The sequence below is a fragment of the Noviherbaspirillum sp. genome (genome assembly GCF_036846085.1).
GTDB lineage: Bacteria > Pseudomonadota > Gammaproteobacteria > Burkholderiales > Burkholderiaceae_D > Noviherbaspirillum.
On the sequence record NZ_DAIUCO010000047.1, the window covers coordinates 1 to 25,412 of the forward strand.

Below are 25,412 nucleotides of genomic sequence, written 5' to 3' on the forward strand. Positions count from 1 at the left end.
GCACAGCCGGTTGATGGTGGAACCCGGCACGTCCTGCGGCAAGCCGGCCAGCAGCGACGACATGCGGGCGACGTTGCGGTTGTCCTCGCCAGCCTGGTTGGCGCAGCCGAAGATCACATCCTGCACCGCCGCCCAGTCGACGTCTCGGTTGCGCTCCATCAGAGTGCGCAGCGGCACGGCGCCGAGATCGTCCGCGCGCACATCCTTGAGGGCGCCGCCGTAGCGGCCGATCGGCGTGCGGATGGCGTCGCAAATGAAAGCATGGGTCATCGTTCTATCCTTTCAGTTTGATTCGGGTCGGTAGGCCAGCGGCACACCGGTGATGCGCTGCAATTCGTCGAACGGCAGGTCGGCGAGGATGTCGGTCACCACCAGCCCCTGCGGCGTCACGTCGATCACCGCGAGGTCGGTGTAGATGCGATTGACGCAACCCACGGCGGTCAGCGGATAGGTGCATCGCTCCACCAGCTTGCTCTCGCCGCTCTTGGTCTGGTGTTCCATCATGATGAAGACCTGCTTCGCGCCGATGGCGAGGTCCATCGCGCCGCCGACGGCCGGGATCGCATCCGGCGCGCCGGTATGCCAGTTGGCAAGGTCGCCGCCCGCCGACACCTGGAACGCGCCGAGCACGCAGATATCGAGATGGCCGCCGCGCATCATCGCGAACGAATCGGCGTGATGAAAATACGAGCCGCCGGTCAGGATGGTCACCGGCTGCTTGCCGGCATTGATCAGATCTTCGTCCTCCTCGCCCGGCGCCGGTGCCGGCCCCATGCCGAGCAGGCCGTTTTCGGTATGCAGGAACACCTCGCGCTCGGGCGGCAGGTGGTTCGCCACCATGGTCGGCAGGCCGATGCCCAGATTCACATAGGCGCCTTCGGGAATGTCGCGCGCCACGCGGGCGGCGATCTGGTCGCGGGTCAATCGCTTCATGCCGTCGCTCCTTCACGTACCACGCGCTGCACGAAAATGCCGGGCGTGACGATCGCTTCCGGATCGAGTTCGCCGAGGGGCACGACTTCGCTCACCTGGGCGATCGCGCACGTTGCCGCCATCGCCATGATGGGGCCGAAATTGCGTGCCGTCTTGCGGTACACCAGATTGCCCCAGCGGTCGCCGCGATGTGCCTTGATCAGCGCGAAGTCGGCATGGATGGGCGACTCCAGCACATAGTGGCGGCCATTGATTTCGCGCGTTTCCTTGCCCTCGGCCAGCAGGGTGCCGTGACCGGTCGGCGAGAAGAAGCCGCCGATGCCGGCGCCGGCGGCGCGGATGCGCTCGGCGAGGTTGCCCTGCGGTGTCAGTTCCAGTTCGATTTCGCCGGCGCGATACAGCCCGTCGAATACATGGGAGTCGGCCTGGCGCGGGAATGAGCAGATGATCTTGCGCACGCGCCTGGCTTTCAGCAGCGCCGCCAGGCCGGTGTCGCCGTTGCCGGCGTTGTTGTTGACGATGGTGAGTTCGCGCGCGCCCTGCTCGAGCAGCGCATCGATCAGCGCGGCCGGCATGCCGGCATTGCCGAAGCCGCCGATCATGACGGTGGCGCCGTCGTGGATATCGCGGACCGCTGCTTCCAGCGAAGGAAAGATTTTGTCGATCACGTCGTTGCCTTTGCGTTAGGCGTTCCGTCGGGCCGAGCATTGCAGCATGTGCCCTTGCCGACTGGATTGACTTTGTTCGATTATCGAACTAATGTCTGTTTATAGAACAAATGCAGTGTAGTCACCGCCTTGTTACAGCGTCAAGCCGGCTTCCGCAGAATGTGTTCGATGGCCGAACGGAATGTAAGTGCCATCAAGTGCCATGCCGGCGGCAAGACCGGCATTGAAAGGAATAGCGTTATGGATGGCAATGCGGATACCGTGGCAATGAAGAAGCCGCTGAAAGCGCTCACGATCGCGGAGGAAATCGAGGCCCTCACCGACCCGAGCTTCATGACTTCGCTGGCGCGTGGCCTCGCGGTCATCCGGGCGTTCAGCGACCAGCGGCGCAGCCTGACGATCGCCCAGATCAGCCACCGCACCGGGATTCCGCGCGCCGCGGTGCGGCGCTGCCTGCATACGCTCAGGCAACTCGGCTATGTCGATGCGGACGCGAACAACTTCTCGCTCAAGCCGAAAATCCTGACACTCGGTTATTCCTATCTCTCCTCGACCCCGCTGACGGTCTCGGCCCAGCCCTGCCTCAACGGCATCAGCCGCACGCTGAACGAATCCTGCTCGCTCGCGGTATTCGACGACACCGAGATCCTCTACGTTGCCCGCTCCGCCACCTCGCGGATCATGTCGGTCGCACTGAACACCGGCAGCAGGCTTCCCGCCTACTGCACGTCCCTTGGCCGCGTACTGCTCGCGCACTTTTCCGAGGATGCACTGGCGGACTACTTTGCCCGGGTGGAACTCAAGGCGTTCACCGACAAGACGGTGGTATCGGAACGCGGTGTGCGCGACATCCTGGAGCGCGTCCGCCACAACGGTTACGCGCTGGTGGAGGAAGAACTGGAAATTGGATTGCGCTCGATCGCGGTACCGGTACGCGGCGCATCCGGCAATGTCATCGCGGCATTGAACATCGGCGCGCAGGCGACGCGGGTCGGCGCGAAGAGGATGCGGGAGGAGTTTCTCCCGGTGCTGCAGCGCGGGGCGCAGGAGTTGTCGGTGCTGCTGCCGTAGAGCGTACGGCACTGCATCCCGATACAGGAAAGGAAAACGGCGATGTCCATCAATCCTGAAACCACCTACATCCATCTCGGCGCGGATGGAAACGCGACACAGATCGAGGGCGGCGAGCAGTTCTGGTCGCTTCCGCCTGCCGTGATCGACCGCTTCGCGCACGGCTGGCTGGTGTCGGAATATGTGTTCGACAAAGACTGGAGCAACTGGGAAATGCACCCGCACGGCGATGAATTCGTCTACCTGCTTTCCGGCGAGGCGGAAATGCTGCTCGAGGAAAATGGCGGGATCCGCAAGGTCACGCTCTGCGGCCGCGGCGCGGTGCTGGTTCCGAAAGGCATATGGCACACGGCCAGGGTGCTCACACCCTGTCGCATGCTGCACATTACGCTGGGCGAGGGAACCCGGCACCGCAGCATGTAAGCATGGCGCTTCGCGCGATGACGCCCGCGCCGGGGCGGGTCACTTTCCCGGTTTCGGGCTATTCGAATCGTTTGTCGTGCTGCCGGTATGGCCGCCGGTCACCGCCGGACCGCCGGTGACGCCTGCCGCACTTCCGGTGGCAGCCCTGCCGCCGGTGGCATCGCCCGACTTGCCGGCGCCGCTACTGCCGGAAGTCCCTGATGCCTTGCCTTGACTGCCGCGCGCCTTGTCCGCTTTGGCATCCTTCTTGTCTGCACGTTTCTGCCCGGCTTTTGTGTCGGCCTTTGTGTCGGCCTTTGTGTCGGCTTTTGTGTCGGCCTTTGTATCAGACTTTTCCGTTGATTCGCCGCTAGCCGCCGATCCGGGGGCCGGCAATGAGGATGGGTTCGCGGGCGTGGCGGTATGGCCGGCCGCGTATGCGGACATGCCGGACGTGGCGAATGCGACGGCAAACAGGGATGCAAGCAACTTGTTCATATCAGCGACCTTTCATGGAAATATCCAAACATGCGATGGGTCAATCTAGAACCCGCTCGCGGCCGCTGGTTTGACAACTGTTAAAGGTTGACGATTCACCGTGCGACATCCGCCCCTGGAGCTTTCCAAAGATGATCGGACGCGTTCAACCGGAATGGCGGCTCCATGACCGGCATCGTAATTTGGGTCAGTGGGCTTTGGCGATACATTCAAGCAACGAAAATCCGAGCGTCAATGGACGGACTCCTGTCAGGTGAAATCCGGTGTCCGCAAGGATCTGCCCGTATTCGGCGTGCGTACGTTCCCTGCCGCCGATACCGGCAAGCATGTTCAGATCGGCTTGAACCACGGACCGGTCAAGGCGGCAATCCGCGACGCGCGCCGGCATCAGGCGCTCGACGATGAACAGCGCGCCATCAGCAGGCATGGCAAGGCGACAGTTAGCAAGAATCCGGTTGCAGGTTGTTTCGTCCCAGTTGTGCAAGACGCTTTTCAGCAGGACAACGTCGGCGGACGGAATGCGCACGAGGAAGTCCCCGGACTCGAAGCGCGCACGTCCGTCAAGGCCGGCGGCGGACAGCAATCGCCTCGCTCCGGGCTCCGCCACGGGCATGTCAAGACAGATCCCATGGGCCGCGGGCCAGGCGTCGAGGACTGCCGCCAGGAAGGCGCCATGCCCGCCTCCGACATCGACCACCTGCTGTTGTCCGGTCAGCCGGACGAGGGATGCGGCATGCGAGGTCACGATACGCGTCACCGAATCCATTGCATCGAAGAATACGACGGCTGCATCCGGATGATCATGAAGATGTTCGTATCCCTGCTGGCCGAGGGTACGCTTGCGCCATCCGCTGCCCGTGCGCACGGCATCGAGCAATTCTCCCCAATGCGTCCAAAGGTGATGCCCCCACAACCGCGCCCAGCCGCGCAGCGACTCCGGCGCGTCAGCGCACAGCAGCACACCCATCGGAGCAAGCGCGAACCGGCCGTCAGGTTCCAATCTGCAGATGCCGGCCGCGCAAAGTGCCACGAGGAGTCTGCGCAACGCATCCGGATTGCAACCGGTTGCCTGCGCGAGCCCCGCGACATCCCCCGGACCGCCGCGCATGGCATCGGCCAGCCGAAGCTCCGCCATCACATAGATGGCTTGGGTGAACCATGCGCTGTTGATCAGATCATAGAGTCGCTGTGAATCCGGGATTCCATCCATATTGGATTCCGGAATTGCATCTGCGATGCCGCTGCGCAAGGATGGCTGCCCGGATGCGGGTGATGTGGCGTCCGGCATCACTGCGCCTTCAGGCCGCTCGCCTTCACCACCGATTGCCATTGGGGAATCCCGCTCCGGATGAGTTCCGCCATCGCCTCCGGCGAGCCGGTGATGACCTGGCGGCCGCCGGCTTCGTAGGCCGCCTTGACGTCCGGGGAACGCAAGGCTTCCGCGAATTCCCGGTTGAGCCGCTCGATCGCTTTCTGCGGCGTACCGGCGGGCGCCACAATGCCCACCCAGGCAGCGGTCATGCCCGTGACGCCCATCTCGGAGAATGTGGGCACGTCGGGCAGCGAGGGCAGGCGTGTTTCGCCGGTGACGGCCAGCGGCATCAGCTTGCCGGCCTTGACGTGGGGCAGAAGCGGCGGCGCGCCCTCGATGGCCAGATGGATTTCCCCGTTCAGGATTGCCTGCACCAGGGGTGGTGTGCCCTTGTAGGGGACGTGAACGAGACCGATGCCGGAATCCGTCTTGAAACGCTCGGCGTAGATGTGCGGAGGACGGGCGATGCCGGACGAACCATAGAACAGGCTTCCCGGCCTGGCCTTGCCCGCCTTGATCAGGTCCGGAAGAGTATCGACCTTGAGGGCAGGATGAGCCACGAGCAGCAGCGTACCCGCATACAGGAGCGTCACCGGCGCGAAATCCCTGACCGGGTCGTACCGGATGTTGTCGTACAGGCTCGGATTCACCGTCAGTTCAACGAAACTGGCAATCGCCACCGTATGGCCGTCGGCGGGGCTGCCCGCGAGTACTTCCATGGCAAGCGTTCCTCCCGCGCTCGGCTTGTTGTCCACGATCACAGGCTGTCCAAGCGGGCCCGCCAGTTTCTCGGCGATCTGCCGCGCGGCAAGATCAAGTATGGCGCCGGGCGGACCGGGCGCGATAATGCGCAACGGCCGTGTCGGCGTCCATGCCTCGCCGGACTGTGCGAACAGCGCCGTGCTGTACAGCATGCCCAGCGCAAGCATGCCCATGCCGCGAAGGATGTGTGATGGCCGTTTCATCGCGCTCTCCTGATGGACTGAATGTGCATCCAGAGTACAAGCGCCATGAAAGGTGGACAAGGCGCGCAAGCGAAGCCTAAGATTAACTTTTGGTAAATCGACGAGGCAGGCAATGGACAAGCTGCGCGCCATCCAGTATTTCCTCCGCGTCGTCGAGGCTGGCAGTTTCAGCGCGGCTGCCCGACAGCTGGAGGTATCGCCGCCGGCCGTGACCAAACTGGTGGCGGCGCTCGAACGCGAGATCGGCGCAACGCTGCTGCGGCGGGATTCCCACCATCTCGCATTGACGCCGGATGGCGAAAATTACCTCAAGATCTGCTCGCGCATCATGGCCGACCTGCAATCCGTCGAGCAGTCGATCGGCTCGGCCCGGACGAGGGCATCCGGGAAACTGGTCATCGGGATTTCGCGCGTATTGGGCCCGAACTGCGTCATGCCTTTCATCCCGGATTTCATTGCCATGCACCCGGAAGTGGAACTCGATTTCCGCCTGGTCCACTATCCCCACGAACCACTGGCGGGCATGTGTGACGTGCTGGTCCTGATCGGTTGGCACCACGATACCGACTGGATCGCCCGCCCCATTGCGTCGTCGCAATTTCTGACAGTCGCGTCGCCATCCTACTGGAACACGCATGGAATGCCCGTCGATCCGGCGGAACTGGCATCGCACCGTTGCCTGATTCATCGGGTGCCGAACGGCGTCGTGCTGGACCTGTGGCGTTACATCCGCGCCGGAGAATCGCGCACGATCCCGTTGCGCGCCGGACTGATCGCCGACGACCGGGATTCGCTGGTTGAAGCGGCGATCGCCGGCGCAGGGGTCATCCGTGTCGGTGATCTGACCATCCAGCCCTGGATGGATCGCGGCCTGTTGCAGCCGGCGCTGAGTGACTGGACGGCCCTCGAATCGCCAGCGGTCTATCTGCTCTATCGACGAGACGGAAAACAGTCGGCGCGCGTGCGCGCTTTCGGAGACTTCGTCACGGATGTTTTCAGTAGACTAAGCGCGCAGCAGATGAATGCAAACCCGCTCAGGAAGAACCCGAAGCCCGAATGGTTCCGCACCGGCTATGTGGGAGGGCTGGCCGCACGGGAGTCCGCCAGGAACACGCCGGACCGGGCAGGTCCGAACGATAAACCGCAATGAATTGAAGCCGATGCCGCAGGTTCTCGACAAGCTCTGGCAAGCAGCTTGGTGCATGCATTCCTTGTTCAATCTATCCAGTTCACCTTCGGAAACTTGTGGTGAAAGGCTTCCGGCATCGGCACCACTTTCCTGGTGCGGTAGTTGAAGAACACGAAGCCGGACTTCGCCATGGCGATCAGCGCATGGTCGCGCGGGCGGGTGATGCGGAACATGATATCGCCGCCGTATTTGTTGAAGTCCATCACACCCACTTCGAACAGCAGCTGGTCGCGCGCACGCGCCTCGTTTTTATACGTCGTGGCCAGGTCGGTCACGATGGTGCCGGTGCCGTCCTCCTGGGTGCCTTCCAGCCCGAAGTCGAAGAAGAATCGGGCACGGGCTTCGGAAATCATCGAGATCATCGAGTCATTGCCGAGATGGTTGGCGGAATTGATGTCGGTCACGCGCACCGTCAGGTGGGTGGAATAGCAATACTGGTCTTCGGGGAACTCAAGCTGGAGGCGGGCCATTGGAATCTCGTTGTTGATAATGCAACTCGGGCTTTCGCCCGTGCGGGACCAGATTGTACCGACGGTCCGGTGCCGGCAGGATTGTTTTGTGTGCCGGCGGCAACGCGGTCAGGGTGTATGGCTGATTTGCTGGAAGCGCGCTTCTTCTTCCGGCGACAAGGCGTGGACCAGGAACATGCTCAGGCTCCAGCGGGTTTCGCTGTTGCCGCAATGCGGACAACTGATTTTTTCCGGTCTCAGTTCGGCGTCGAAAAGACTGCTTTCTTCGCTGCGAAACTCGTTGACCTGGTATGGACGCCGGCATCGCCAGTCGCTGCATCGCTCGATCCACATCGGTGCCTCCGTATGAAATCATACATACGGCATGCATCGACAGGGATGGCGCCGTCTCCTCAAAAATTACTGAAACCCTTGCCGGGTGTCAATATGCAAATATGTGGATATACTGCCAACTGGTTAGCCATACGCGGCCCATGCGAAGGCGGCGATGCATCCGGATCTGCAATGTGCAACAGGGAGACAGGCGCATGCGTCAGCTTGAGCTTTGCAAACGATATCTGGCCGTGCTGGGCAAAGGTGAGCTTGAGAAAGTGCTTCCGTTGTTCGAGGCGGGAGCAGTCGTGGTATCGCCGCTCTACGGCACGCTGGATGCGCAGTCATACCACCAACGCTTTTTCGCCGACACCGACATCAGCCGTGCGCTGGGACGGCTGATCAATGTTTTCCATGCAATGAACGACGAGCGGCACATCGCCTTGCATTTTCACTATACGTGGGTACGCAAGGATGGCCGGACCATCTCGTTCGAATGCGTGAATGTCTATGAGCTGACAGCGGACCACGGCAAATTCACCAGGATCACCAGCATCTACGACACCGGCCTCCTGCGCCGAAAAGAATAGCGACCCGCCGGGATAACGTCAGCGGCGGTAGCTGTCCATTCCGCGCACCAGGAGGGCCACCGCATCCGCACCTGCCTTGCGGTCCTTCGCGATCTCCTGATAGGCCGGGGAATCCGCCCAGTCGCGATACGACGACTCGTCGGGAAAGGAAAGCAGGACGATCTTGTTTCCCTGCCACTGGCCTTCAAGAAGCTGCGGCTTTTCGTCGGCGGCGAGAAGCTGCCCATTGAAGCGATTGAATACGTCCGCGAATCGCGCCTGGTACCGATCGTAGGCATCGCGCTTCTTGAAGGTCAGTTGAACGATTACATATACGGTCATGGCGTCTCCTTGAGCTTCGTGGGATGTCCGATCCGGATGCATCGGAACCATCGGCTCCGATGATGGTTTGCCGGCGCGAGCATGTCGGTTAAGAAGTTAACGCTCGCATGCACGACGGCAGCCGTTTCGCGCCCATCGGCCCTGGTGTTCCCGGTATACTCGCCTCGTGCAACTCACCATGCCCTTGCCCAATTGGGACATCGCCCTCGACCGGCTGACACCAGATCAGCAGGAACAGGTCCGTTCACGCATGCACCCCATCGCCTGCAAGCCCAGGCAGTCCCTGTTCAACCAGGGCGAGCCGAGCGATTCGCTGTACGTCATCCGGCGCGGCCGGGTAAGGCTGTACGCCGGCACCGAACACGGGGAAGAATTCACGCTCGGCATCATGGACAGCGGCCGCATCCTCGGGCTGGCCGCCGCGGTCCTGGGAAAGCCGCGCATCGTCTCCGCCGAATCCGTCGATCATGTCGACGCCGGCATTCTCACGACGAAGGACCTGCACCTTTGCATGAACGCCATTCCGCAGTTCGCGCGCAACATCATGACGGTACTGGCGACGCTGGCGGTGGAGACCCTCGACGGTATCGTGCCGGTGGCGCTCGACTCGGCGGCCGTGCGCCTGGCAACGATCCTGATGACGCTGGGAACGCCCGATACGAACGACCCTTCCGGCCGCAGGCTGAACGTCAGTGGACTGACGCAGGAGGATTTCGGCAAAATGGTCGGCGCCACCCGCACCTGGGTGACGCTCACCCTCGGTACGCTCGAACGCAACCAGCTCATCGAAAAAAGAAAAGGCTCGATCACCATCCTCGATCGCGACAGGCTTGCCCGGTTTATCGATGCGCAGCGCAGCCATCGCACCGTCGCCGATCGTCGCACGTCCTCTTGAGCGCGCCGATCGCCGTGGACCGCCCTGAAGCAAGGCAGCGGACAGGGTTGTGCCGGGACACACCTCCGCGACGAAACCGGAAGCCGCCCTTTCCGGCTGGAATACCGGGGAGGACGATGAAGATCAGACTGAACAATAGGATATCGACGCTTGTCCAAATCATCATGGTTGATAATCTCTACGGCGAAGACTTCCTCGATATTGTGTATGACGAAGAGAACGCCTGGCTATACGCAAACTGGAAGGGATACCAGACCGACAGCTCGGTCAAGGAAGGCGTCAATCGCATGATCCACATGCTGGACGAACACCGGGCGGCAAAGATCCTGAACGACAACAGCAACACGCTCGGCATCTGGATGGGCGTTGCAACCTGGCTGATCTTTGATGCGCTGCCGCGCGCCAGGAAAGCGGGCCTCAAGTCATTCGCCCATGTCTACGGCCCGAGCAGGTTCTCCCGCGTCTCTGCCGAAGGCGCACTGCTTTTGCTCAGTCCGTCGCAGGTCGATATCAAAGCCTTCGAGGACATCGCGTCGGCAAGAAGCTGGCTTGCGCGGCAATGAGATACGCACACATGGCCAACATTTATCCGTAATGCAATCCGATTCAAGACGCCCGATCTGCGGCATCTGCCTGCGTCCCGAGCGGGCCTGCATCTGCAGCTGGATCACGCCCGTCGCCCATACGGCCGAGGTGCTCGTGCTGCAGCATCCGATGGAGACCGACAATGCCAAGGGCAGCGCCCGCCTGCTGCATCTCAGCCTTCCCCGCAGCCGGCTGATCGTCGGCGAACAGTTCGACGAACGGGTGCTGCATGCAATGCTGCATGCGCCATCTTCGCCCGAGTCGCATGCGGTGCATCCGGTTCTCCTTTATCCGGACACACCCGAAGCGGCAGCGATGGGCCTGGCGCAACCGGCCGCACTGCCAATGACGCTTTTGCATCATCCATCGCAACTGCGGCTCGTCGTTCTGGACGGCACCTGGCGCAAGAGCCGCAAGATGCTTTACCTGAATCCGTTGCTGCAGCGATTGCCGCGCCTGCCGCTGCTTGATGTGCCTGCCTCGCGCTACCTGATCCGCAAGGCGCACCGCGCCGGACAGCTTTCGACACTGGAAGCGGTATGCCATGCGCTGATGCAACTGGAGGAAAATGCGCAGCGGTACCAGCCGCTGCTTGCGGCATTCGACGGCTTCGTCGCCCGGCAGGCCGCCGCCGCAGGACGGGCTGCGGCGACAGTCGCGGAGGATCAGTCCGCGACGTAGTCAGCTCCGCGCGATCATGACTGCTTGGGCACCGCGTACTTGTGCTTGAGGCCGCCATTGCGGCGCAGCTGCCACACTGCCGCCAATGCAAGTCCGGCACCGAGCATCAGGGCCTTGTTTGATTTCGCGCCGGTGATCGCGCTGGTGTACAGGCTGGTCTCGCGGGTGCGCCCGCCCACGCCGTTGCGTTCCTTTAAATCCCGGGAAGGCGAGTACAGGCTGTTCTCCCGGTGGCGTGCGGGCTGGTCGGATCGTTGCTGGCCGAACATGACGCGCTTCATGATGCGGTCAATCACAGCGGGCATGTAATATGCCCCGGCGGCGGCCATCTTGGCTCCGCCGCCGACAAAGATGTCGCGTTCGGGATGCGTCGCCGCATGCAGGATGGCGTCGGCAACGATATCGGGCGCGTAGATGGGGGCCGGAAGCTTCGGTTCGACATCCATGTAGTTCTTGGCGTGCACGGCGAACATGGTATCGATGGAGCCTGGCTTGATCAGCGTGACCGACACTGGCGCGCCAGCCTCCGCCAGCTCGATGCGCAGCGAATCGGTGAAGCCCTTCACCGCATGCTTGGAGGCTGCATAAATGCCCTGCAAGGGCACCGAGACATCCGACACTTCACTGCCGATGTTGATCAGCGCGCCGCCGTTCCGCTTCAGGTGTTCTGTCGCAGCAAGCGAGCCGTACACCACGCCCCAGAAGTTGGTTTCGAACAAGCGCCGCTTGTCTTCCGTCGACACTTCTTCATTGCGTCCGAACATGCCGATGCCGGCATTGTTGACCCAGGTATCGATACGGCCGAAGCGCTGGATCGCAGCCGACGCAACATGGTGAACTTCATCCTCCTTTCCCACGTCCGCCACGACATAGGTTGCTTCAGCGCCCTGGCCGTTGAGTTCGTCGCACACTTGTTTCAATGCATCTTCGTTACGCGCCGCCAGCACCAGCCTGGCGCCCTGCTTCGCCGCCTTGCGTGCCGTGACGAGCCCGATGCCGCTGGTGGCGCCGGTTATTACCATGACCTGGTCCGGGAGTTTCTTCAATCGTATTTTCATGGTGACCTCCTGTAAAAAGGAGGCGACGCAGCGAGAATCGTGCCGGAAGATTAGCGGGCTCCGCCGCCAACGGAGTGCAAAGCAAGGCACATGGATCTGTTGTAATTCTTCCCGCGGCCTTGTAAGAGCTTCAGCGCGACGCCATATTGAAAGTGGTAGTTCGGAAAACCTTGAAGACATTCAATCATAAGCTGCTGTTCTTGCGGTGACGGGGCTTTACAATAGCGTTCGGCAAGCTCGAATGATCGATGCGGAGTCGATCAACTCTCGAAAAATCAGTGCAATGTTTCCCACGCAGGTGTCATTGCATCATTACAACGACATGCGTACCGCATTCATACACGCATGGATCCAAGCAATCTGGTCGCTTCAATTATTTGATAAATTTTTTATTCTTTGTCAGGTGCTATACAGACCGGCAGCTTCAGGAGTAGGAGAATTTTTCTCACCAAATCCTTTTCACTTACGGCCATGACAAATCTTTCCAGCACCATGAGACATCCCTGGATACTCGGAACATTCGCTGTCTATGCGCCGAGTCTCGATCTCGCACGGCAGGTATATGAGCGCGTTTCCAGTAACGAGGCGCATTACGAACACTTCGGTACGGTAAGCCTTGAAAGCGGTGAAGAGATCGATTGGATCAACATTCGCAGCGGCGTGATCCGCCAGCAGCATGCATCCTGATTTTTTCTGACGTACAGCTTTTGCCACGAGCTTGCTCCGGGTTACTCCTATGGCCCGTATTGTGGCTGCCCATCCGCATGAACCGCTTCATGCGGATGGGCTTTTTATACTGAAAGGAAGCAATGAACCAGGCAGTTTCAACACAGCATTACGACCCGAATCGTTTTATAGACATCCTGATGAAAAAACTGGGCCTGTCCAGCGACAAAGCCCTTTCCAAGAAACTGAATATCGCGAAGGACGTGATCCACAAAATCCGCGCCGGCTTCATTCCGGTTGCGGCATCGACCTTGCTCTGGATAGCCGAAGTCACCGGCATTAGCATTCACGAACTTCGCAATGCGCTCGGTGACCGGCGCGCAAAGTTCCGGGTCAACTGTGCGCTGATTATTGCGCGGGCAGGCTGATCAATCCTCCAGGCGCCGTTTCACTCCCCTATCCTTCCTCTCCATGGAGGAAGGAATCCCGCAGTAACTGCCCCCGCAACGATCCCGTCCGGTCATCCCGAGGAACACGCCCACTTTCTTCCTGTCGAACAAGACCACTCATGGATTGACGACAATAAGAACGGAGATTGCAATGCGTTACCAGAACCTCGAAGAATTCCTTGCTTACGTCCGTGAGCGCAATCCGGGCCAGCCCGAGTTCCACCAGGCTGTGGTGGAAGTGATGGAAAGCATCTGGCCTTATATTGCCGAGCATCCGCGTTACGCCGAACACGGCCTTCTGGACCGGCTGGTGGAGCCGGAGCGCGTGGTGCAGTTCCGCGTGGCATGGGTGGACGACAAGGGCGAAGTCAGGGTCAATCGCGGCTACCGCGTGCAGCACAGCATGGCGATCGGGCCTTACAAGGGCGGATTGCGCTTTCATCCGTCAGTGAACCTGTCGATCCTGAAGTTCCTTGCCTTTGAGCAGACATTCAAAAATGCATTGACGACCCTGCCCATGGGCGGCGGCAAGGGTGGCGCCGATTTCAATCCGAAGGGCAGGAGTCCCGGCGAAGTCATGCGGTTCTGCCAGGCCTTCGCCATGGAGCTGTTCCGCCATGTCGGCGCCGATACCGATGTGCCGGCGGGCGACATCGGCGTGGGCGGGCGCGAAGTCGGCTTTATGACCGGCATGGTAAAGAAGCTGACCAACCGGGCGGAAAGCGTCTTCACCGGCAAGGGGCTGAGCTTCGGCGGTTCGCTGATGCGCCCCGAGGCAACCGGCTACGGCACCGTCTATTTCGTAGAGGAGATGCTTGCGCGGGCCGGGAAAGAATTGAACGGCATGCGCGTCTCGGTATCGGGCTCCGGTAACGTCGCGCAGTACGCGGTGGAGAAAGCGATGCAGCTCGGCGCGAAAGTCGTGACGGTATCGGATTCGAGCGGCACGGTGATCGACGAGGAAGGATTCACGCCGGAGAAGCTGGCCATGCTCATGGAAGTCAAGAATCACTTGCGCGGCAGGGTCAGCGACTATGCGGAGAAAGTAATCGGCGCCCGTTTCGAACAGGGGGAGACGCCGTGGCATGTGCCGGCGGACGTGGCGCTTCCCTGCGCAACGCAGAATGAACTGGACATCGAGGATGCCAGGATGCTCGTCAAGAACGGACTGGTGTGCGTCGCCGAAGGGGCCAACATGCCATGCACCGCCGAAGCGGCGGAATACTTCGAGGCGCAGGGGGTGCTGTATGCGCCGGGCAAGGCCAGCAATGCCGGCGGAGTGGCCACCTCGGGGCTGGAGATGTCGCAGAACGCGATGCGCCTGTCGTGGAACAAGGAGGAAGTCGATCAGCGGCTAAAGCAGATCATGTGCAATATCCACAGGTCCTGCCTGCAATACGGGCAGCGTGCGGACGGCAGCGTGAGCTATATCGACGGCGCCAACATCGCGGGATTCGTGAAGGTGGCGGATGCGATGCTGGCGCAGGGCGTGACCTGATCCCGTCCTGCGGAATCCATCGCTCTCCCGTGCAACATCTGCGTTGCGTGCTTCAGGCCCGCTTCAGGTTCAGGTCGTGTGCAAACGCCATAATGACTCACCCTCCGAACCACGCGCTTTCCAGCCCGTCGGGGCAAAAATGCGGACGGCAGCTTTCTGGAACGAGTTATTGCCGCTCGGAGTCGCCTGAGGAAACCCTCTGCCAACACCTGGGCGACGGTGAATCCTTGGAGAGCTGCCATTGCCGCTGTTCGCGCGTTCGGTGCATTGAGGCGAAGGACAGAGGTTTGTGCCCAAGTGGGCATAAAGTTCTGAGAAAAAACCCCTAGCATGCTTCTTTATTGCAGCAGAGCTTGCTCGGCAAACTGGATGATGACCGAGCCTTCGGATACTTCGGGCGCGCTGGCATTGACGCCAGATGCATTGTTTTTGATCCAGTCGCGTGCAACTATCAGGCTCTCGTCGGCACCTGCCTTGTCAGTGCAAACGGTTATCGACATGCCGCCATCGCCCGTTCGGAGCAACGTATAGTTGACTATGCCAGAAACTTTCTGCAGGGTGGATTGGACTTCGGATTTGTGATCTTCCAGGATATCGAAAAGCTGACGTGCACCAGCTCCCGAATAGGTTCTTACGACGGCATGCATGTTGATCTCCTTTGGGGAGTAATCATCCTCATGGAACAACAGGACCGCAGATGGACATACTTTGCGCTCGCCATGCTTGCGGCATCTGAACTAACAGAGATACGAGACCCGCTGATCGGGTTGCGGTCATCAGGACGGCAGCTGTGTAAAAACCTAGTTCGTTCATGGAGCATAGCTTGCGGGTGACGCTATGCAAGAGCTTTGTGTGATCGCTTCCCGGAAAGGACCGCTTAGCGCCCGGACAAGACGCGTGAGATCGAGAAGGATTCCAGCCTGCATGGGCAATGAAAAGCAACGCTTTTACTCACGCGTTCCTAATTGTGGTCATTCCAGGGAAGTTTCCCCACAACCTCGGCCCGCAGCTGACGGTACATCCTGTGCACCTGCTGCGACAGCACCCGGCGCTTGCGCAATACCCAGGGCAATTCACGTGCCGCATTCAGCAGTGCCGCCTTCAGCACCTGCCGGTTCGGCGCCGACCTGCATAAGCGCCGTGTTTCTTCCCAGGCGCTGGCAGCCGGCAGGCGCAGCCATGCGACCCACAAGGCATTGCGCAGCACGATCTTCTGCCGCCCGGGATTGTCCCGCTGCGGCGAAGGATAGTGGTGTACCGTCAATTGCGGCACGTACACGATGTGCCATCCCGCCGACACAAGATCCAGCGTGAGCAATTCCTCCTCGCCGCCGACAAAGAACTTTTCCTCATAGCCGCCGGCATCCAGATAGGCCTGGCGCCGGAATACCACTGCGCAGGCGATGAAGCCGAGCAGCACCGGCCCCGGCATGCCGGTGGACGGCAAGGGACTGGCCGCCATCACGCCACATATCGGGTCTTCCCTTTCCTCGTCCCCAAGCAATACGCGTCCGCACACCGCGGCGATCGTGTCGTACATATCGAGAATACCGACCGCCCTTTCCAGTGAGCCGACGGCCCACCAGGAATCGTCATCGCAAAAGGCCACGTAAGGCGTCTGCGCCTGCTGCACGCCGATATTACGGGCAGCCGCTCCCATGTTGCGGCTTGTCGTGATGACCTTCACCTGCGGGTAGTGCTTAGCGACGATTTCCGGCGTAGAATCGGTCGATGCGTTGTCCACCACAATCATGGCCGGCTGCTCCGGCAGCCGGATCATGCATTCCAGCGTATGCAGCAGTTCGCCGATGCGGTTGTAAGTGAGAAAGACGACGGTCAGGCGTTGATGCAGGCGGGTCATGTCGTACTTCTTTGACGGTCATGAAATGACCGGGATGTCGTTTATAGACCGCGCATCCTGCATTCGTTCATTGTCTTTCGTTTTCCTTTACTGCAGCTACATCGGCGCTGCGCCGAGCAATGTCGGCTGACGACATACGCTGACGCATCACCACGCCGCGTCCAGCAGCCGGCGCACCGTCGCCGGATCGCTGATCTTGCGCGGGTTGGTATGAACGAGGCGGTCATGCATCGCGTTTTGCGCAATCACATCCAGCAGGTCTTCCTTCAGGCCGACATCGCGCAAGGTCTGCGGCATGCCAAGCTCGGCGATGAGTGCGGACACGACATCGGCCGCCGGTTCCCCCCTGCGGCCGAGCGCTTCGCTGACCCAGGCCTGGCGCTCTCCATTGACCGGGAAATTGAAGCGCAATACATGCGGCAACATTACGCAGGACGTATAGCCGTGGGGGATGCCGCCGGTTCCGCCGAGGACATGCCCGATGCCATGGCTCGCCCCCTTGGTGACGCCGGCGCTGGTGCCGATGATCGACATCCATGCGCCGAGCTGGCAGTCGAGCCGCGCCTGCAGGTCGGTTGGATCGGCCTTGCATGCGCGCAGTCCGCTGCCCAGAAGGCGCATCGCATGGTAGGACGTCGCATCGGAAAACGGCTTGCTGTTGATGGCGCACAGGTCTTCCACCGCGTGATCGATCGCGCGCACGCCCGTCGACAGCCACAGCCATTCAGGAGTATGCACGGTGACCGCCGGATCGAGGATGACGGTGCGCGGGATCGCCTGCGGATGGAAGTAGGACTCCTTGACCTGCCGTTCGGTATCGGTGCATCCGGCCGCGGCGGAAAACTCGCCCGCCGAGAGCGTGGTCGGAATCACCACCGATGCCACCGACGGCGGATTGAAACTCGGACGAACAGTCGTACCGTCCGCGCGCGTGACGGTCCGCAGCGCATCGAGCTGCGCCGGGTCGGTGATGTCGTTCCCGAGGCAGATGGCAACCATCTTCGCCGCATCGGTAATCGATCCGCCGCCGACGGTCAGCAGCAGGTCGGCCGACGCGGCCCGCGCGGCATTGGCGGCAGCCACGACATCGCTGCGCGGCGTATGCGCGCCGATGCCGGCATGCAGTCCGGCGAAGCGGTCGCCGAGCGCGGCGGTCATGCGGCGGACCACATCGGTTTCGCGTTCCAGCGTGCCACCGGCGAGCACGAATACGCGGCGCGCATCGACGCGGCCGAGTTCATCGGCGATCGCTTCGGCAAAGTCGATGCCGTAGATCACCCGGGCCGTTCCGGGGTAGGTGTAGATGCCGCGTTGCATGGTGCGCTCCTTGGTTGGGGTTGTGTACTCGCTTGCTCACTTGTGCGGACGGCCTATTCCGACAGGGTATTGATCGCCTCCCGCATCGTGCTGACGTATTTCTGTTCATTGGCGATCAGGCGGTCGGTCAGTCCGGCGATGCCGATGGCCAGCGGCTTTTCCGTCGGCCTCGTCGGCAGCAGCATGGCGATCAGCGTGGCATGCGGGGTGACCTGGTTCATCGATACCGCATAGCCGCGTTCCCGATCCTCCGACACCTGCCGCAGCAGGTCCTCCGCATTGATCGGTGTGGCCGCATCGGCAGCCAGGTTGAATTTGCGCGTCAGCTTGCGGATGGTGCCGTCATCCATCTGCGTCAGGAGCATGCGTCCGGTGCCCGACGACAGCAGCGGCCGCAGCGTCCCGATCTGAAGATGCATGCGCAACGTGTTCGTTCCCTGCAGCACGCGCAGGTATTGGGAATGCAAGCCGTTCTGGGCCGCCAGCACGACCGTCTCCCCGGTCGCATGGTTGAGCTGCTCGAGCAGCTGCGACAGTTTTCCGTGCGAGAGCATCGGGCCATGCAGCCAGTCGCCGAGAAGCGCGACACGCATCGACGGGATATAGGTGCGCGACCCGGCTTCGAAATGCAGATAGCCGAGCGACACCAGGCTGCGCATCAGCGCCGACGTGCTCGAGTGCGGCCAGCCGAAATGATCGGCCACCTCGGCGACGGGACTGGCACGCCGGACGGTATCGAAGAATTCCAGCACCTGGATGGCGCGGGCGGCGGACTTGACGAGGTTTTTTTCCATGAATGGGACGGGAAGAGTTTGCCTGCAGGAAAAATCGCATTCCAGCGATAAATACGGTTTCAAAACACGTATGTGTGATTTCAAAACATTATGCGATTTTAGCTTTACAGCTTTGCGGCGTCCACGATAAATTTTCCACATCGTGCAAGCGCCCTGACGGCTTGCACAGGAGTGAGGAGACAACATGCATGAATTCAAATTCGAGCCGGTACAGATGCCGGCCGCGGTCGAGGATCTGCGCAAGGAAGTGCGCGCGTTCATCGCCGAGGAAGTCGCCCGCGGCGGATTCACGCCGAAGCGCAATTCCTGGTCGTCGTTCGACGCCGATTTCAGCCGCAGGTGCGGCGAGCGCGGTTTCATCGGCATGACCTGGCCGAAGCAGTACGGCGGCCAGGAACGGACCGCGCTGGAGCGCTATGTCATGACGGAGGAAATGCTCGCCGGCGGCGCACCGGTCGGCGCGCATTGGGTTGCCGACCGGCAGAGCGGCCACCAGATCCTGCGCTACGGCAGCGAACGGGCAAGGCGGGAAATCCTGCCGAAGATCACCTCCGGCCAGTGCTTCTTCAGCATCGGCATGAGCGAGCCGGATTCCGGCTCCGACCTGGCGGCGGTACGCACCCGCGCCACCCAGGTCGATGGCGGATGGAAGATCAGCGGCACCAAGGTATGGACCAGCAGCGCCCACCGCGCCCACTACATGATCGCGCTGGTCCGTACCGCGCCGAAGGAGGAGGAGCGGCATGCGGGACTGACGCAGTTCATCATCGACCTGTCCCAGCCCGGCATCAGCGTACGTCCGATCTACAACCTGTACGGCGGGCATGACTTCAATGAAGTGGTGTTCGACGAGTATTTCGTCCCGAACGACATGGTGATGGGCGAAGTCGGGTCCGGCTGGAAGATGGTGACCGGGGAACTGGCCTTCGAGCGATCCGGTCCCGACCGCTTCCTCAGCACCTACCAGCTTCTCGCCGAATCCATGCGCGTCATCGGGCCCGAGCCGGACGACCGTGCGGCCAACGAGATCGGCCGCTTCGTCGCCCACCTCGCGACGTTGCGGCGCATGTCCACCTCGATTGCCGGCATGCTGACGCGCGGTGAACAGCCGATCGTCGAGGCGGCCCTCGTCAAGGACATCGGCACCACCTTCGAGCGCGAGATCCCCGAAGTCTTCCGGCACCTGATCCCGACCGAGCCGACCTTGGGCGACGGTGACAGCTATGCGGAACTGCTTGGAATGACGGTCCTGCGCGCACCCGGCTTCACGATCCGGGGCGGCACGCGGGAGATATTGCGCGGAATGATTGCCCGGGGACTGGGATTGCGATGAACGACATGACAGAAGACCTGATCCGGACAACCGACCGGATATTCGAAGACATCTGTACGAAAGCCGTACGTGAAAGCGCCGAAGCGGGCAAGTGGCCCGCCGAACTGTGGCAGGCGATGGAGGATGTGGGCCTGACGCGCGTCGCCCTGCCGGAAGCCGCGGGCGGAGTCGGCCTCGACTTTGCCGACGCGATGGCGGCACTGCGGCGCAGCGCCTACCATGCCGCGCCGGTGCCGCTGGCCGAGACGATGCTTGCAGGACGCATGCTCGCTGCGGCCGGCCTCACGGTTCCGGACGGCCCGTTGACCATCGTCCGCACGCCGCACGACAAGCCGCTGCGGGCAAGCGGCGGCAGCGCAACGATTTCCGGCGGCGCCCGCCGCGTGCCATGGGGTAACGCCTGCGAACACGCGGTGGTGGTCGCGGAACAGGACGGCAAGGCGATGATCGGCCTTGTGAAGACGGCCGGGACCGTGAAGGCGATCGAGAAAAACCTTGCCGGGGAGCCGCGCGCGCATCTCGACTTCGAGGCCGCGCCGCTGATCGCGGCTGCACCGCTCGACAACGCGCACGACCGTCTTGAACTCGAAGGCGCGTTGTACCGGAGCGTGCAGATGGCCGGCGCCCTCGAACGCCTGCTTTCCTATTCGCTGCAGTATGCCAACGAGCGGGTGCAGTTCGGCCGGCCGATCGGAAAGTTCCAGGCGGTGCAGCACCTGCTTGCAGTGCTGGCCGGTCACGCGGCGGCGGCGAGCGCGGCGGCACATGCCGCCGTCGAGGCGTCGGAGAGCGTCCCGAACGAACTGGCGATCGCGATCGCCAAGGCGCGCACCGGGGAAGCGGCCGGGAAAGGTGCGGAAATCGCGCACCAGGTCCATGCCGCGATGGGCTACACCCGGGAACACAACCTGCACTTCAGTACCCGCCGTCTGTGGTCATGGCGCGATGAATTCGGCAATGAGGCGTACTGGCAGACGCGCCTCGGCCGCATGGTGGCAGGCAAAGGCGCGGATGCGCTCTGGCCGATGCTGACTGCCATTTGAAGCGGGAGCATATCCGCCGTTGTGTTTGTTCATACATAAAGGAGACGAAATGAAGCTTGCATCAGTCGCATTCACCGCGTTGACGGCCATGATGATCGTCAGTCCGGCCAGCCAGGCGCAGGAAAAAGCCTTCCCCACCAAGACCGTATCGATCGTCGTGCCCTTTACCGCCGGCAGCGGATCGGATACGTCCGCCCGCTTTTTCGGCGAGCAGTTAAGCAAGGCGTTCAACCAGTCCTTCATCGTGGAAAATCGTCCGGGAGCCAGCGGCATCATCGCGGTGAATACCGTGAAGAATGCGCCGGCCGATGGTCATACCATCCTGCTGGCGAGCAACTCCCCTATCGCGGTGAATCCGGTCACGATCAAGAACCTGCCTTACGATCCCATCAAGGATCTGAAGCCGATCTCCGGCGTGACGCGCGGCATGAACGGTCTGGTCGTGGCGCCGGGTTCCAGCATCAAGAACCTCGCCGACCTCGTTGCCGCGGCCAAGCAGAGGGAAGTCGCCGTCGGCACGTATTCCGACGGCTACAAGCTGGCGCTCGAATGGCTGTCGAACCAGACCAAGGTCAAGTTCACGAATGTCTCCTACAAGGGCGGCGCGCCAATCTTCACCGATGTCATCGGCGGCCACCTCGAAGTCGGCCTGGTCGACATGGGCGGTGCGGCCGAAATGCTGAAATCCGGCAAGCTGCGCGCCATCGCCGTCTCCGGCGAAACCCGGCACAGGGAATTTCCCGATGTGCCGACCATCAAGGAAAGCGGCTATCCCGAGTATGTGAATTACTCATGGACCTCGTTCTACGTGCGCGCCGACACCCCCGACGACATCACGAAGAAACTGGCCGACGCAATGCAGAAGGCCTTGCACTCCGATGCGGCCAAGGAATTCGTCAAGAAAACCGGCGGCGAACTGATGCCCCATACCGCCGAAGCGATGCGCGAATACCAGAATACGGAGATCGCCCGCTTCCGGCGCATTGCCGAAACGGCCGGCATCAAGCCGCAGTAAGCGCGGCGCATTGCGGGCAAACGACATCATGTTCCAGGCCGGACTCCTTGCAGGAAAGCGCGTCCTTGTCACCGGCGGCGGCACTGGGCTGGGCAAAAGCATCGGCCGGCGCTATGTCGAACTCGGCGCCCGCCTGATCATCTGCGGGCGGCGCGCGGACGTGCTGGATCAGACCGCGGGCGAACTGCGGGATGCATTCGGCGCCGCGGTGGAAACGCATGTGTGCGATGTACGCGACGCCGTCGCCGTCGAGACCATGATGTCGCGTATTTGGGAAGGCGGGCCGCTCGATGTGCTTGTGAATAACGCGGCGGGCAACTTTCTCGCCCGTACCGAGCATCTCTCTTCACGGGCGCTCGACGCGGTCGTCGATATCGTTCTGAAGGGTGGCGCGCACTGCACCATCGCCGCCGGACGGCGCTGGATCGCGCAGCAACGGCGCGGAACGGTGCTGTGCATCCTGACCCAGTCAGCGCTGACCGGCGCACCCTTCACCGTACCGTCGGCGATGGCCAAAGCCGGTCTGCTCGCGATGATCCGCAGCCTAGCCGTCGAATGGGGTCCGAAGGGCATACGGCTGGTTGGCGTGGCGCCCGGACCGTTCCCTACCGAAGGAGCAACGTCGCAGCTGATGCCGAAGGAACGGTATAGCGAACCGATCGAAAACGGCATCGCCTTGCGGCGCGTCGGACGGCATGAGGAGCTGGCGGACCTGTGCACCTTCCTGATATCGGACAACGCCGAATTCATCACCGGTGAAGCGATCATGATCGACGGCGGCAAATGGCTGCAAGGTGCCGCCGGCTCGTCGGCGCAGGTCATGCAGGATTGGTCCGACGACACCTGGAAATCTCTCCGAAAATAGGTTATCGAATGGTTACAGAAGCAACAGCGCAGCAGAGGAATGGCGACGGCATGAATGGCACAAATGGTCCCCTGACGGGCGTGCGGATACTCGACCTGACGTCCGTCGTGCTCGGGCCCATTGCCACCCAGATCCTCGGGGACTACGGCGCCGATATCATCAAGGTAGAGATTCCCGAAGGCGATCTCATGCGCTCCAACGGCGTATCGCTCAACGCGGGGATGAGTTCGATCTTCCTCGCGGTCAACCGCAACAAGCGCTCCATCGCGGTGGATCTGAAAACGCCGGAAGGCATGGAAATCATCAAGAAGCTGATTCCCGAAGTCGATATCTTTATCCACAACATGCGCGTGGCCGCGATTGAAAAGCTCGGCCTGGGATACGACGTGGTCTCATCGATCAAGCCCGACATCGTCTATTGCGCGGCGCCCGGTTTCGGGCAGTCGGGACCGCACCGCGACAAGCCGGCATTCGACGACATCATCCAGGCCGCCTGCGGACTGGCCAGCCTCAACAGCGTCGGCAAGGACCAGCCGGATTACGCGCCCACATTGGTGGCCGACAAGACCGCCGGCATGGCGGTCGTCAATTCGGTGCTGGCCGCGCTGTTTCATCACGAGCGCACCGGGCGTGGCCAGTACGTCGAAGTGCCGATGTTCGAAACCATGGTGTCTTTCATGCTGACAGAACATCTCGGCGGCCTCACCTTCAATCCGCCGCCGGCGAAGGCCGGCTATGCGCGCCTGCTGGTTGGCGGCCGCAAACCGGCGCCGACCACCGACGGCTACATCGCCATTCTTCCGTACACGGCCGATCACTGGATCGCGTTTTTCCGCATCGCCGGCTGCCCGGAGCTGGTGGAAAAATACGACGTCGCCGACCGCCGCGCGCGCAACGCGCATATCGTCGACATGTATCGCGAACTGGCGCAGATCACCTGCAAGCGCAGTACCGCCGAATGGATGGCCATCTGCGACGAACTCGACATCCCCGCCACCCCGATCTACGGCATCGACGACCTGATCGAGCACCCGCACCTGAAGGAAGTCGGCCTGTTCGAAAACGACGTGCATCCGACAGAAGGCCCGATCCGCTATGTTGCGCCGCCGACCCGGTTTTCCGCCACGCCGGCGCGGGTGCGCTATCAGGCGCCCCTGCTCGGCCAGCATTCCAGCGACGTATTGCGGGAACTCGGTTATGACGAACAGAAAATCGCGGACCTGAAGGAGCGTGGCGTCATCAAGGAAAAGAATGTGCCGTAGTTGAAGGCCCGAATCATTACGCAAGGAGAAGAACGATGGCAGAGTTTCTGAATTATGAAAAATCGGGTGCGATCGTCACGCTGACGATGAACCGCCCGGACATCCGCAATGCCTTGTCGGGCGCAGAGGCGATCAATGAAATCGTTGATGCCTGCGACACCATCACCAAGGATCTGTCGGTACGCGTCGTCATCCTTACCGGTGCGGGACCGGCATTCTCTTCCGGCGGCAATGTGAAGACGATGCGCGAGAACGTCGGCCGCGGAGCCGGTGAGCCGGCGATGGTCCGCTATTCCTACAAGAACGGCATCCAGCGCATACCGCTCGCGCTCTATAACCTGGAGGTGCCGACGATTGCCGCCGTCAACGGACCGGCGGTCGGCGCGGGCAACGACGTCGCATGCATGTGCGACATCCGCATCGCATCCGACCGGGCCAGCTTCGCCGAAAGCTTCGTCAAGCTCGGCATCATTCCCGGTGACGGCGGCGCATGGCTGCTGCCGCGCGCGGTCGGCATGTCGAAGGCGAGCGAGATGGCCTTCACCGGGGCGCCGATCTCGGCGGAGGAAGCACTGGCATGCGGACTGGTATCGCAGGTCGTACCCCATGACCAGCTCATGGAAAAGGCGCAGGAGCTTGCACAAAAAATCGCGGCCAATCCGGGTCATGCGCTGCGCATGACGAAGCGCCTGCTGCGCGAGGGGCAGCATACCCGGCTGGAAACGCTGCTCGAGATGTCGGCCAGCTTCCAGGCGCTTGCCCACCACACGCGGCAGCACGAAGAAGCAGTGAATGCATTCATCGAGAAACGTCCGCCGAATTTCACGGATGAGTGATGCGGGTGGTTGATAGGGAGGTTTACTCCTACATGCTTAGGCGGAAGGTGCATTGCAGCCGCGACCGCTTCTTACGTGTACGGGTCCAATCAGATGTGAAAGACATTTCTATTAAGGGTTGTCGTCCCCGTGAAGACGGGGACCCAGAGATGCGTCACCTCATCCAATCGCGAAACCAATGCACCCTGGATTCTTCCTTGCCAGCACAAGTTTTCCCGCAAGCATAGAGCAAGGCTCCCTACCCCACTCTTCACTGGAACACCAAAACCATCTCAACAACCCGTCATGAAATGAGTTACAGAAAGAAGGCCATGCATGGCAGCCGCGTTCGACGCTGAACCCCTCGCAATGCCTCCGTTATGGATGATCAGCCTCCTGCCCGCCCTCGGGCTGTTCGCGTCCGCGGTGCACCTGCCGTCGATCCCCGCGATGGCGGTGGCGTTCGGCGTCATGCCGGACCTGATGCAACTCACCGTAACCATCTATCTGGCCGCCATGGCGGCCAGATAGATGGTTACGGTGA

Annotated in this window: 30 protein-coding genes and 1 pseudogene; 17 read left to right on the forward strand and 14 right to left on the reverse strand. The window is 61.6% G+C overall.

The annotated features are described in order from the left end of the window. From V7080_RS07775 to V7080_RS07785, 3 genes and pseudogenes are all read right to left on the reverse strand, one after another. A pseudogene (locus V7080_RS07775) lies at window positions 1–270 on the reverse strand (3-oxoadipyl-CoA thiolase); the annotation flags it as partial. A 12-nt stretch (window positions 271–282) separates the two neighbouring features. Then, window positions 283–933 carry a CoA transferase subunit B gene (locus tag V7080_RS07780; protein ID WP_334187835.1) on the reverse strand — a complete coding sequence of 217 codons (651 nt, stop codon included), beginning with the start codon at window positions 931–933 and terminating at the stop codon, window positions 283–285. Further along, on the reverse strand, window positions 930–1,601 hold the full coding sequence (locus V7080_RS07785) for a 3-oxoacid CoA-transferase subunit A (RefSeq protein WP_334187836.1): 672 nt from the start codon (window positions 1,599–1,601) through the stop codon (window positions 930–932). Before V7080_RS07785 ends, V7080_RS07780 begins: the two co-directional genes overlap by 4 nt. A gap of 240 nt (window positions 1,602–1,841) precedes the next feature. Between V7080_RS07785 and V7080_RS07790 the strand changes: the two genes are divergently transcribed. Then, the gene (locus V7080_RS07790; RefSeq protein WP_334187837.1) at window positions 1,842–2,672 is read left to right on the forward strand and encodes an IclR family transcriptional regulator domain-containing protein; all 831 of its coding nucleotides are present in this window, start codon (window positions 1,842–1,844) and stop codon (window positions 2,670–2,672) included. 42 nt (window positions 2,673–2,714) lie between these two features. After that, window positions 2,715–3,095, forward strand: a complete 381-nt coding sequence (locus tag V7080_RS07795; protein WP_334187838.1) for a cupin domain-containing protein — start codon at window positions 2,715–2,717, stop codon at window positions 3,093–3,095. Between the two features lie 39 nt (window positions 3,096–3,134). On the opposite strand, the gene V7080_RS07800 is transcribed toward V7080_RS07795, so the two are convergent. The 3 genes from V7080_RS07800 to V7080_RS07810 form a co-directional block, all read right to left on the reverse strand. Then, on the reverse strand, window positions 3,135–3,572 hold the full coding sequence (locus V7080_RS07800) for a hypothetical protein (protein ID WP_334187839.1): 438 nt from the start codon (window positions 3,570–3,572) through the stop codon (window positions 3,135–3,137). 187 nt (window positions 3,573–3,759) lie between these two features. Then, the gene (locus V7080_RS07805) at window positions 3,760–4,902 is read right to left on the reverse strand and encodes a methyltransferase (protein ID WP_334187840.1); all 1,143 of its coding nucleotides are present in this window, start codon (window positions 4,900–4,902) and stop codon (window positions 3,760–3,762) included. After that, a complete protein-coding gene (locus V7080_RS07810; protein ID WP_334187841.1) occupies window positions 4,860–5,849 on the reverse strand; it encodes a Bug family tripartite tricarboxylate transporter substrate binding protein in 990 nt (329 codons plus the stop codon). Before V7080_RS07810 ends, V7080_RS07805 begins: the two co-directional genes overlap by 43 nt. Window positions 5,850–5,961: 112 nt before the next feature. Here V7080_RS07810 and V7080_RS07815 point away from each other — a divergent pair, with 112 nt between their 5' ends. Continuing rightward, window positions 5,962–6,999: a LysR family transcriptional regulator gene (locus tag V7080_RS07815; RefSeq protein ID WP_334187842.1), complete on the forward strand. Its 1,038-nt coding sequence runs from the start codon at window positions 5,962–5,964 to the stop codon at window positions 6,997–6,999. Between the two features lie 65 nt (window positions 7,000–7,064). Here the strand turns inward: V7080_RS07815 and V7080_RS07820 are convergent, their stop codons facing one another. Next, window positions 7,065–7,508: a thioesterase family protein gene (locus V7080_RS07820; RefSeq protein WP_334187843.1), complete on the reverse strand. Its 444-nt coding sequence runs from the start codon at window positions 7,506–7,508 to the stop codon at window positions 7,065–7,067. 108 nt (window positions 7,509–7,616) lie between these two features. Beyond that, entirely contained in the window at window positions 7,617–7,841 is a 225-nt protein-coding gene (locus V7080_RS07825) for a hypothetical protein (protein ID WP_334187844.1), read from the reverse strand. 194 nt (window positions 7,842–8,035) lie between these two features. On the opposite strand from V7080_RS07825, the gene V7080_RS07830 reads away from it, so the two are divergent. After that, window positions 8,036–8,410 carry a nuclear transport factor 2 family protein gene (locus V7080_RS07830; protein ID WP_334187845.1) on the forward strand — a complete coding sequence of 125 codons (375 nt, stop codon included), beginning with the start codon at window positions 8,036–8,038 and terminating at the stop codon, window positions 8,408–8,410. 18 nt (window positions 8,411–8,428) lie between these two features. On the opposite strand, the gene V7080_RS07835 is transcribed toward V7080_RS07830, so the two are convergent. Continuing rightward, the gene (locus V7080_RS07835; RefSeq protein ID WP_334187846.1) at window positions 8,429–8,731 is read right to left on the reverse strand and encodes a DUF1330 domain-containing protein; all 303 of its coding nucleotides are present in this window, start codon (window positions 8,729–8,731) and stop codon (window positions 8,429–8,431) included. Between the two features lie 178 nt (window positions 8,732–8,909). Here V7080_RS07835 and V7080_RS07840 point away from each other — a divergent pair, with 178 nt between their 5' ends. The 3 genes from V7080_RS07840 to V7080_RS07850 all read left to right on the forward strand — a co-directional run bounded on the left by V7080_RS07840 (window position 8,910) and on the right by V7080_RS07850 (window position 10,892). Further along, window positions 8,910–9,626 (forward strand): Crp/Fnr family transcriptional regulator, encoded by a 717-nt coding sequence (locus V7080_RS07840; protein ID WP_334187847.1) that lies wholly within the window; start codon window positions 8,910–8,912, stop codon window positions 9,624–9,626. A 164-nt stretch (window positions 9,627–9,790) separates the two neighbouring features. Continuing rightward, window positions 9,791–10,189 (forward strand): hypothetical protein, encoded by a 399-nt coding sequence (locus V7080_RS07845; RefSeq protein WP_334187848.1) that lies wholly within the window; start codon window positions 9,791–9,793, stop codon window positions 10,187–10,189. 31 nt (window positions 10,190–10,220) lie between these two features. Continuing rightward, complete coding sequence (locus tag V7080_RS07850; RefSeq protein WP_334187849.1) at window positions 10,221–10,892, forward strand: tRNA-uridine aminocarboxypropyltransferase; 672 nt, start codon at window positions 10,221–10,223, stop codon at window positions 10,890–10,892. 14 nt (window positions 10,893–10,906) lie between these two features. Here V7080_RS07850 and V7080_RS07855 read toward each other — a convergent pair whose 3' ends face one another. Next, on the reverse strand, window positions 10,907–11,950 hold the full coding sequence (locus V7080_RS07855; RefSeq protein ID WP_334187850.1) for an SDR family oxidoreductase: 1,044 nt from the start codon (window positions 11,948–11,950) through the stop codon (window positions 10,907–10,909). Window positions 11,951–12,421: 471 nt separating this feature from the next. On the opposite strand from V7080_RS07855, the gene V7080_RS07860 reads away from it, so the two are divergent. From V7080_RS07860 to gdhA, 3 genes are all read left to right on the forward strand, one after another. After that, the gene (locus V7080_RS07860; protein ID WP_334187851.1) at window positions 12,422–12,637 is read left to right on the forward strand and encodes a hypothetical protein; all 216 of its coding nucleotides are present in this window, start codon (window positions 12,422–12,424) and stop codon (window positions 12,635–12,637) included. 122 nt (window positions 12,638–12,759) lie between these two features. Beyond that, window positions 12,760–13,044 carry a helix-turn-helix domain-containing protein gene (locus tag V7080_RS07865; protein ID WP_334187852.1) on the forward strand — a complete coding sequence of 95 codons (285 nt, stop codon included), beginning with the start codon at window positions 12,760–12,762 and terminating at the stop codon, window positions 13,042–13,044. A 172-nt stretch (window positions 13,045–13,216) separates the two neighbouring features. Beyond that, window positions 13,217–14,563: an NADP-specific glutamate dehydrogenase gene (gene gdhA / locus V7080_RS07870; RefSeq protein WP_334187853.1), complete on the forward strand. Its 1,347-nt coding sequence runs from the start codon at window positions 13,217–13,219 to the stop codon at window positions 14,561–14,563. Window positions 14,564–14,901: 338 nt separating this feature from the next. Here the strand turns inward: gdhA and V7080_RS07875 are convergent, their stop codons facing one another. The 4 genes from V7080_RS07875 to V7080_RS07890 form a co-directional block, all read right to left on the reverse strand. Then, window positions 14,902–15,210, reverse strand: coding sequence for a hypothetical protein (locus V7080_RS07875; RefSeq protein WP_334187854.1), 309 nt, complete (start codon window positions 15,208–15,210; stop codon window positions 14,902–14,904). 314 nt (window positions 15,211–15,524) lie between these two features. Beyond that, the gene (locus V7080_RS07880; RefSeq protein WP_334187855.1) at window positions 15,525–16,424 is read right to left on the reverse strand and encodes a glycosyltransferase family 2 protein; all 900 of its coding nucleotides are present in this window, start codon (window positions 16,422–16,424) and stop codon (window positions 15,525–15,527) included. Between the two features lie 147 nt (window positions 16,425–16,571). Continuing rightward, window positions 16,572–17,741 carry an iron-containing alcohol dehydrogenase gene (locus V7080_RS07885; RefSeq protein WP_334187856.1) on the reverse strand — a complete coding sequence of 390 codons (1,170 nt, stop codon included), beginning with the start codon at window positions 17,739–17,741 and terminating at the stop codon, window positions 16,572–16,574. Window positions 17,742–17,794: 53 nt separating this feature from the next. Beyond that, window positions 17,795–18,535: an IclR family transcriptional regulator gene (locus V7080_RS07890; RefSeq protein ID WP_334187857.1), complete on the reverse strand. Its 741-nt coding sequence runs from the start codon at window positions 18,533–18,535 to the stop codon at window positions 17,795–17,797. Between the two features lie 184 nt (window positions 18,536–18,719). Here V7080_RS07890 and V7080_RS07895 point away from each other — a divergent pair, with 184 nt between their 5' ends. The 7 genes from V7080_RS07895 to V7080_RS07925 all read left to right on the forward strand — a co-directional run bounded on the left by V7080_RS07895 (window position 18,720) and on the right by V7080_RS07925 (window position 25,399). Continuing rightward, on the forward strand, window positions 18,720–19,868 hold the full coding sequence (locus V7080_RS07895; RefSeq protein ID WP_334187858.1) for an acyl-CoA dehydrogenase family protein: 1,149 nt from the start codon (window positions 18,720–18,722) through the stop codon (window positions 19,866–19,868). After that, entirely contained in the window at window positions 19,865–20,911 is a 1,047-nt protein-coding gene (locus V7080_RS07900) for an acyl-CoA dehydrogenase family protein (protein WP_334187859.1), read from the forward strand. Before V7080_RS07895 ends, V7080_RS07900 begins: the two co-directional genes overlap by 4 nt. 49 nt (window positions 20,912–20,960) lie before the next feature. Next, window positions 20,961–21,926: a Bug family tripartite tricarboxylate transporter substrate binding protein gene (locus V7080_RS07905; protein WP_334187860.1), complete on the forward strand. Its 966-nt coding sequence runs from the start codon at window positions 20,961–20,963 to the stop codon at window positions 21,924–21,926. Between the two features lie 28 nt (window positions 21,927–21,954). Then, a complete protein-coding gene (locus tag V7080_RS07910; RefSeq protein WP_334187861.1) occupies window positions 21,955–22,791 on the forward strand; it encodes an SDR family oxidoreductase in 837 nt (278 codons plus the stop codon). 50 nt (window positions 22,792–22,841) lie between these two features. Beyond that, window positions 22,842–24,053 carry a CaiB/BaiF CoA transferase family protein gene (locus V7080_RS07915; protein WP_334187862.1) on the forward strand — a complete coding sequence of 404 codons (1,212 nt, stop codon included), beginning with the start codon at window positions 22,842–22,844 and terminating at the stop codon, window positions 24,051–24,053. Window positions 24,054–24,088: 35 nt separating this feature from the next. Beyond that, a complete protein-coding gene (locus V7080_RS07920) occupies window positions 24,089–24,889 on the forward strand; it encodes a crotonase/enoyl-CoA hydratase family protein (RefSeq protein ID WP_334187863.1) in 801 nt (266 codons plus the stop codon). A gap of 348 nt (window positions 24,890–25,237) precedes the next feature. Beyond that, window positions 25,238–25,399 (forward strand): hypothetical protein, encoded by a 162-nt coding sequence (locus V7080_RS07925; RefSeq protein WP_334187864.1) that lies wholly within the window; start codon window positions 25,238–25,240, stop codon window positions 25,397–25,399. Window positions 25,400–25,412 lie beyond the last annotated feature (13 nt).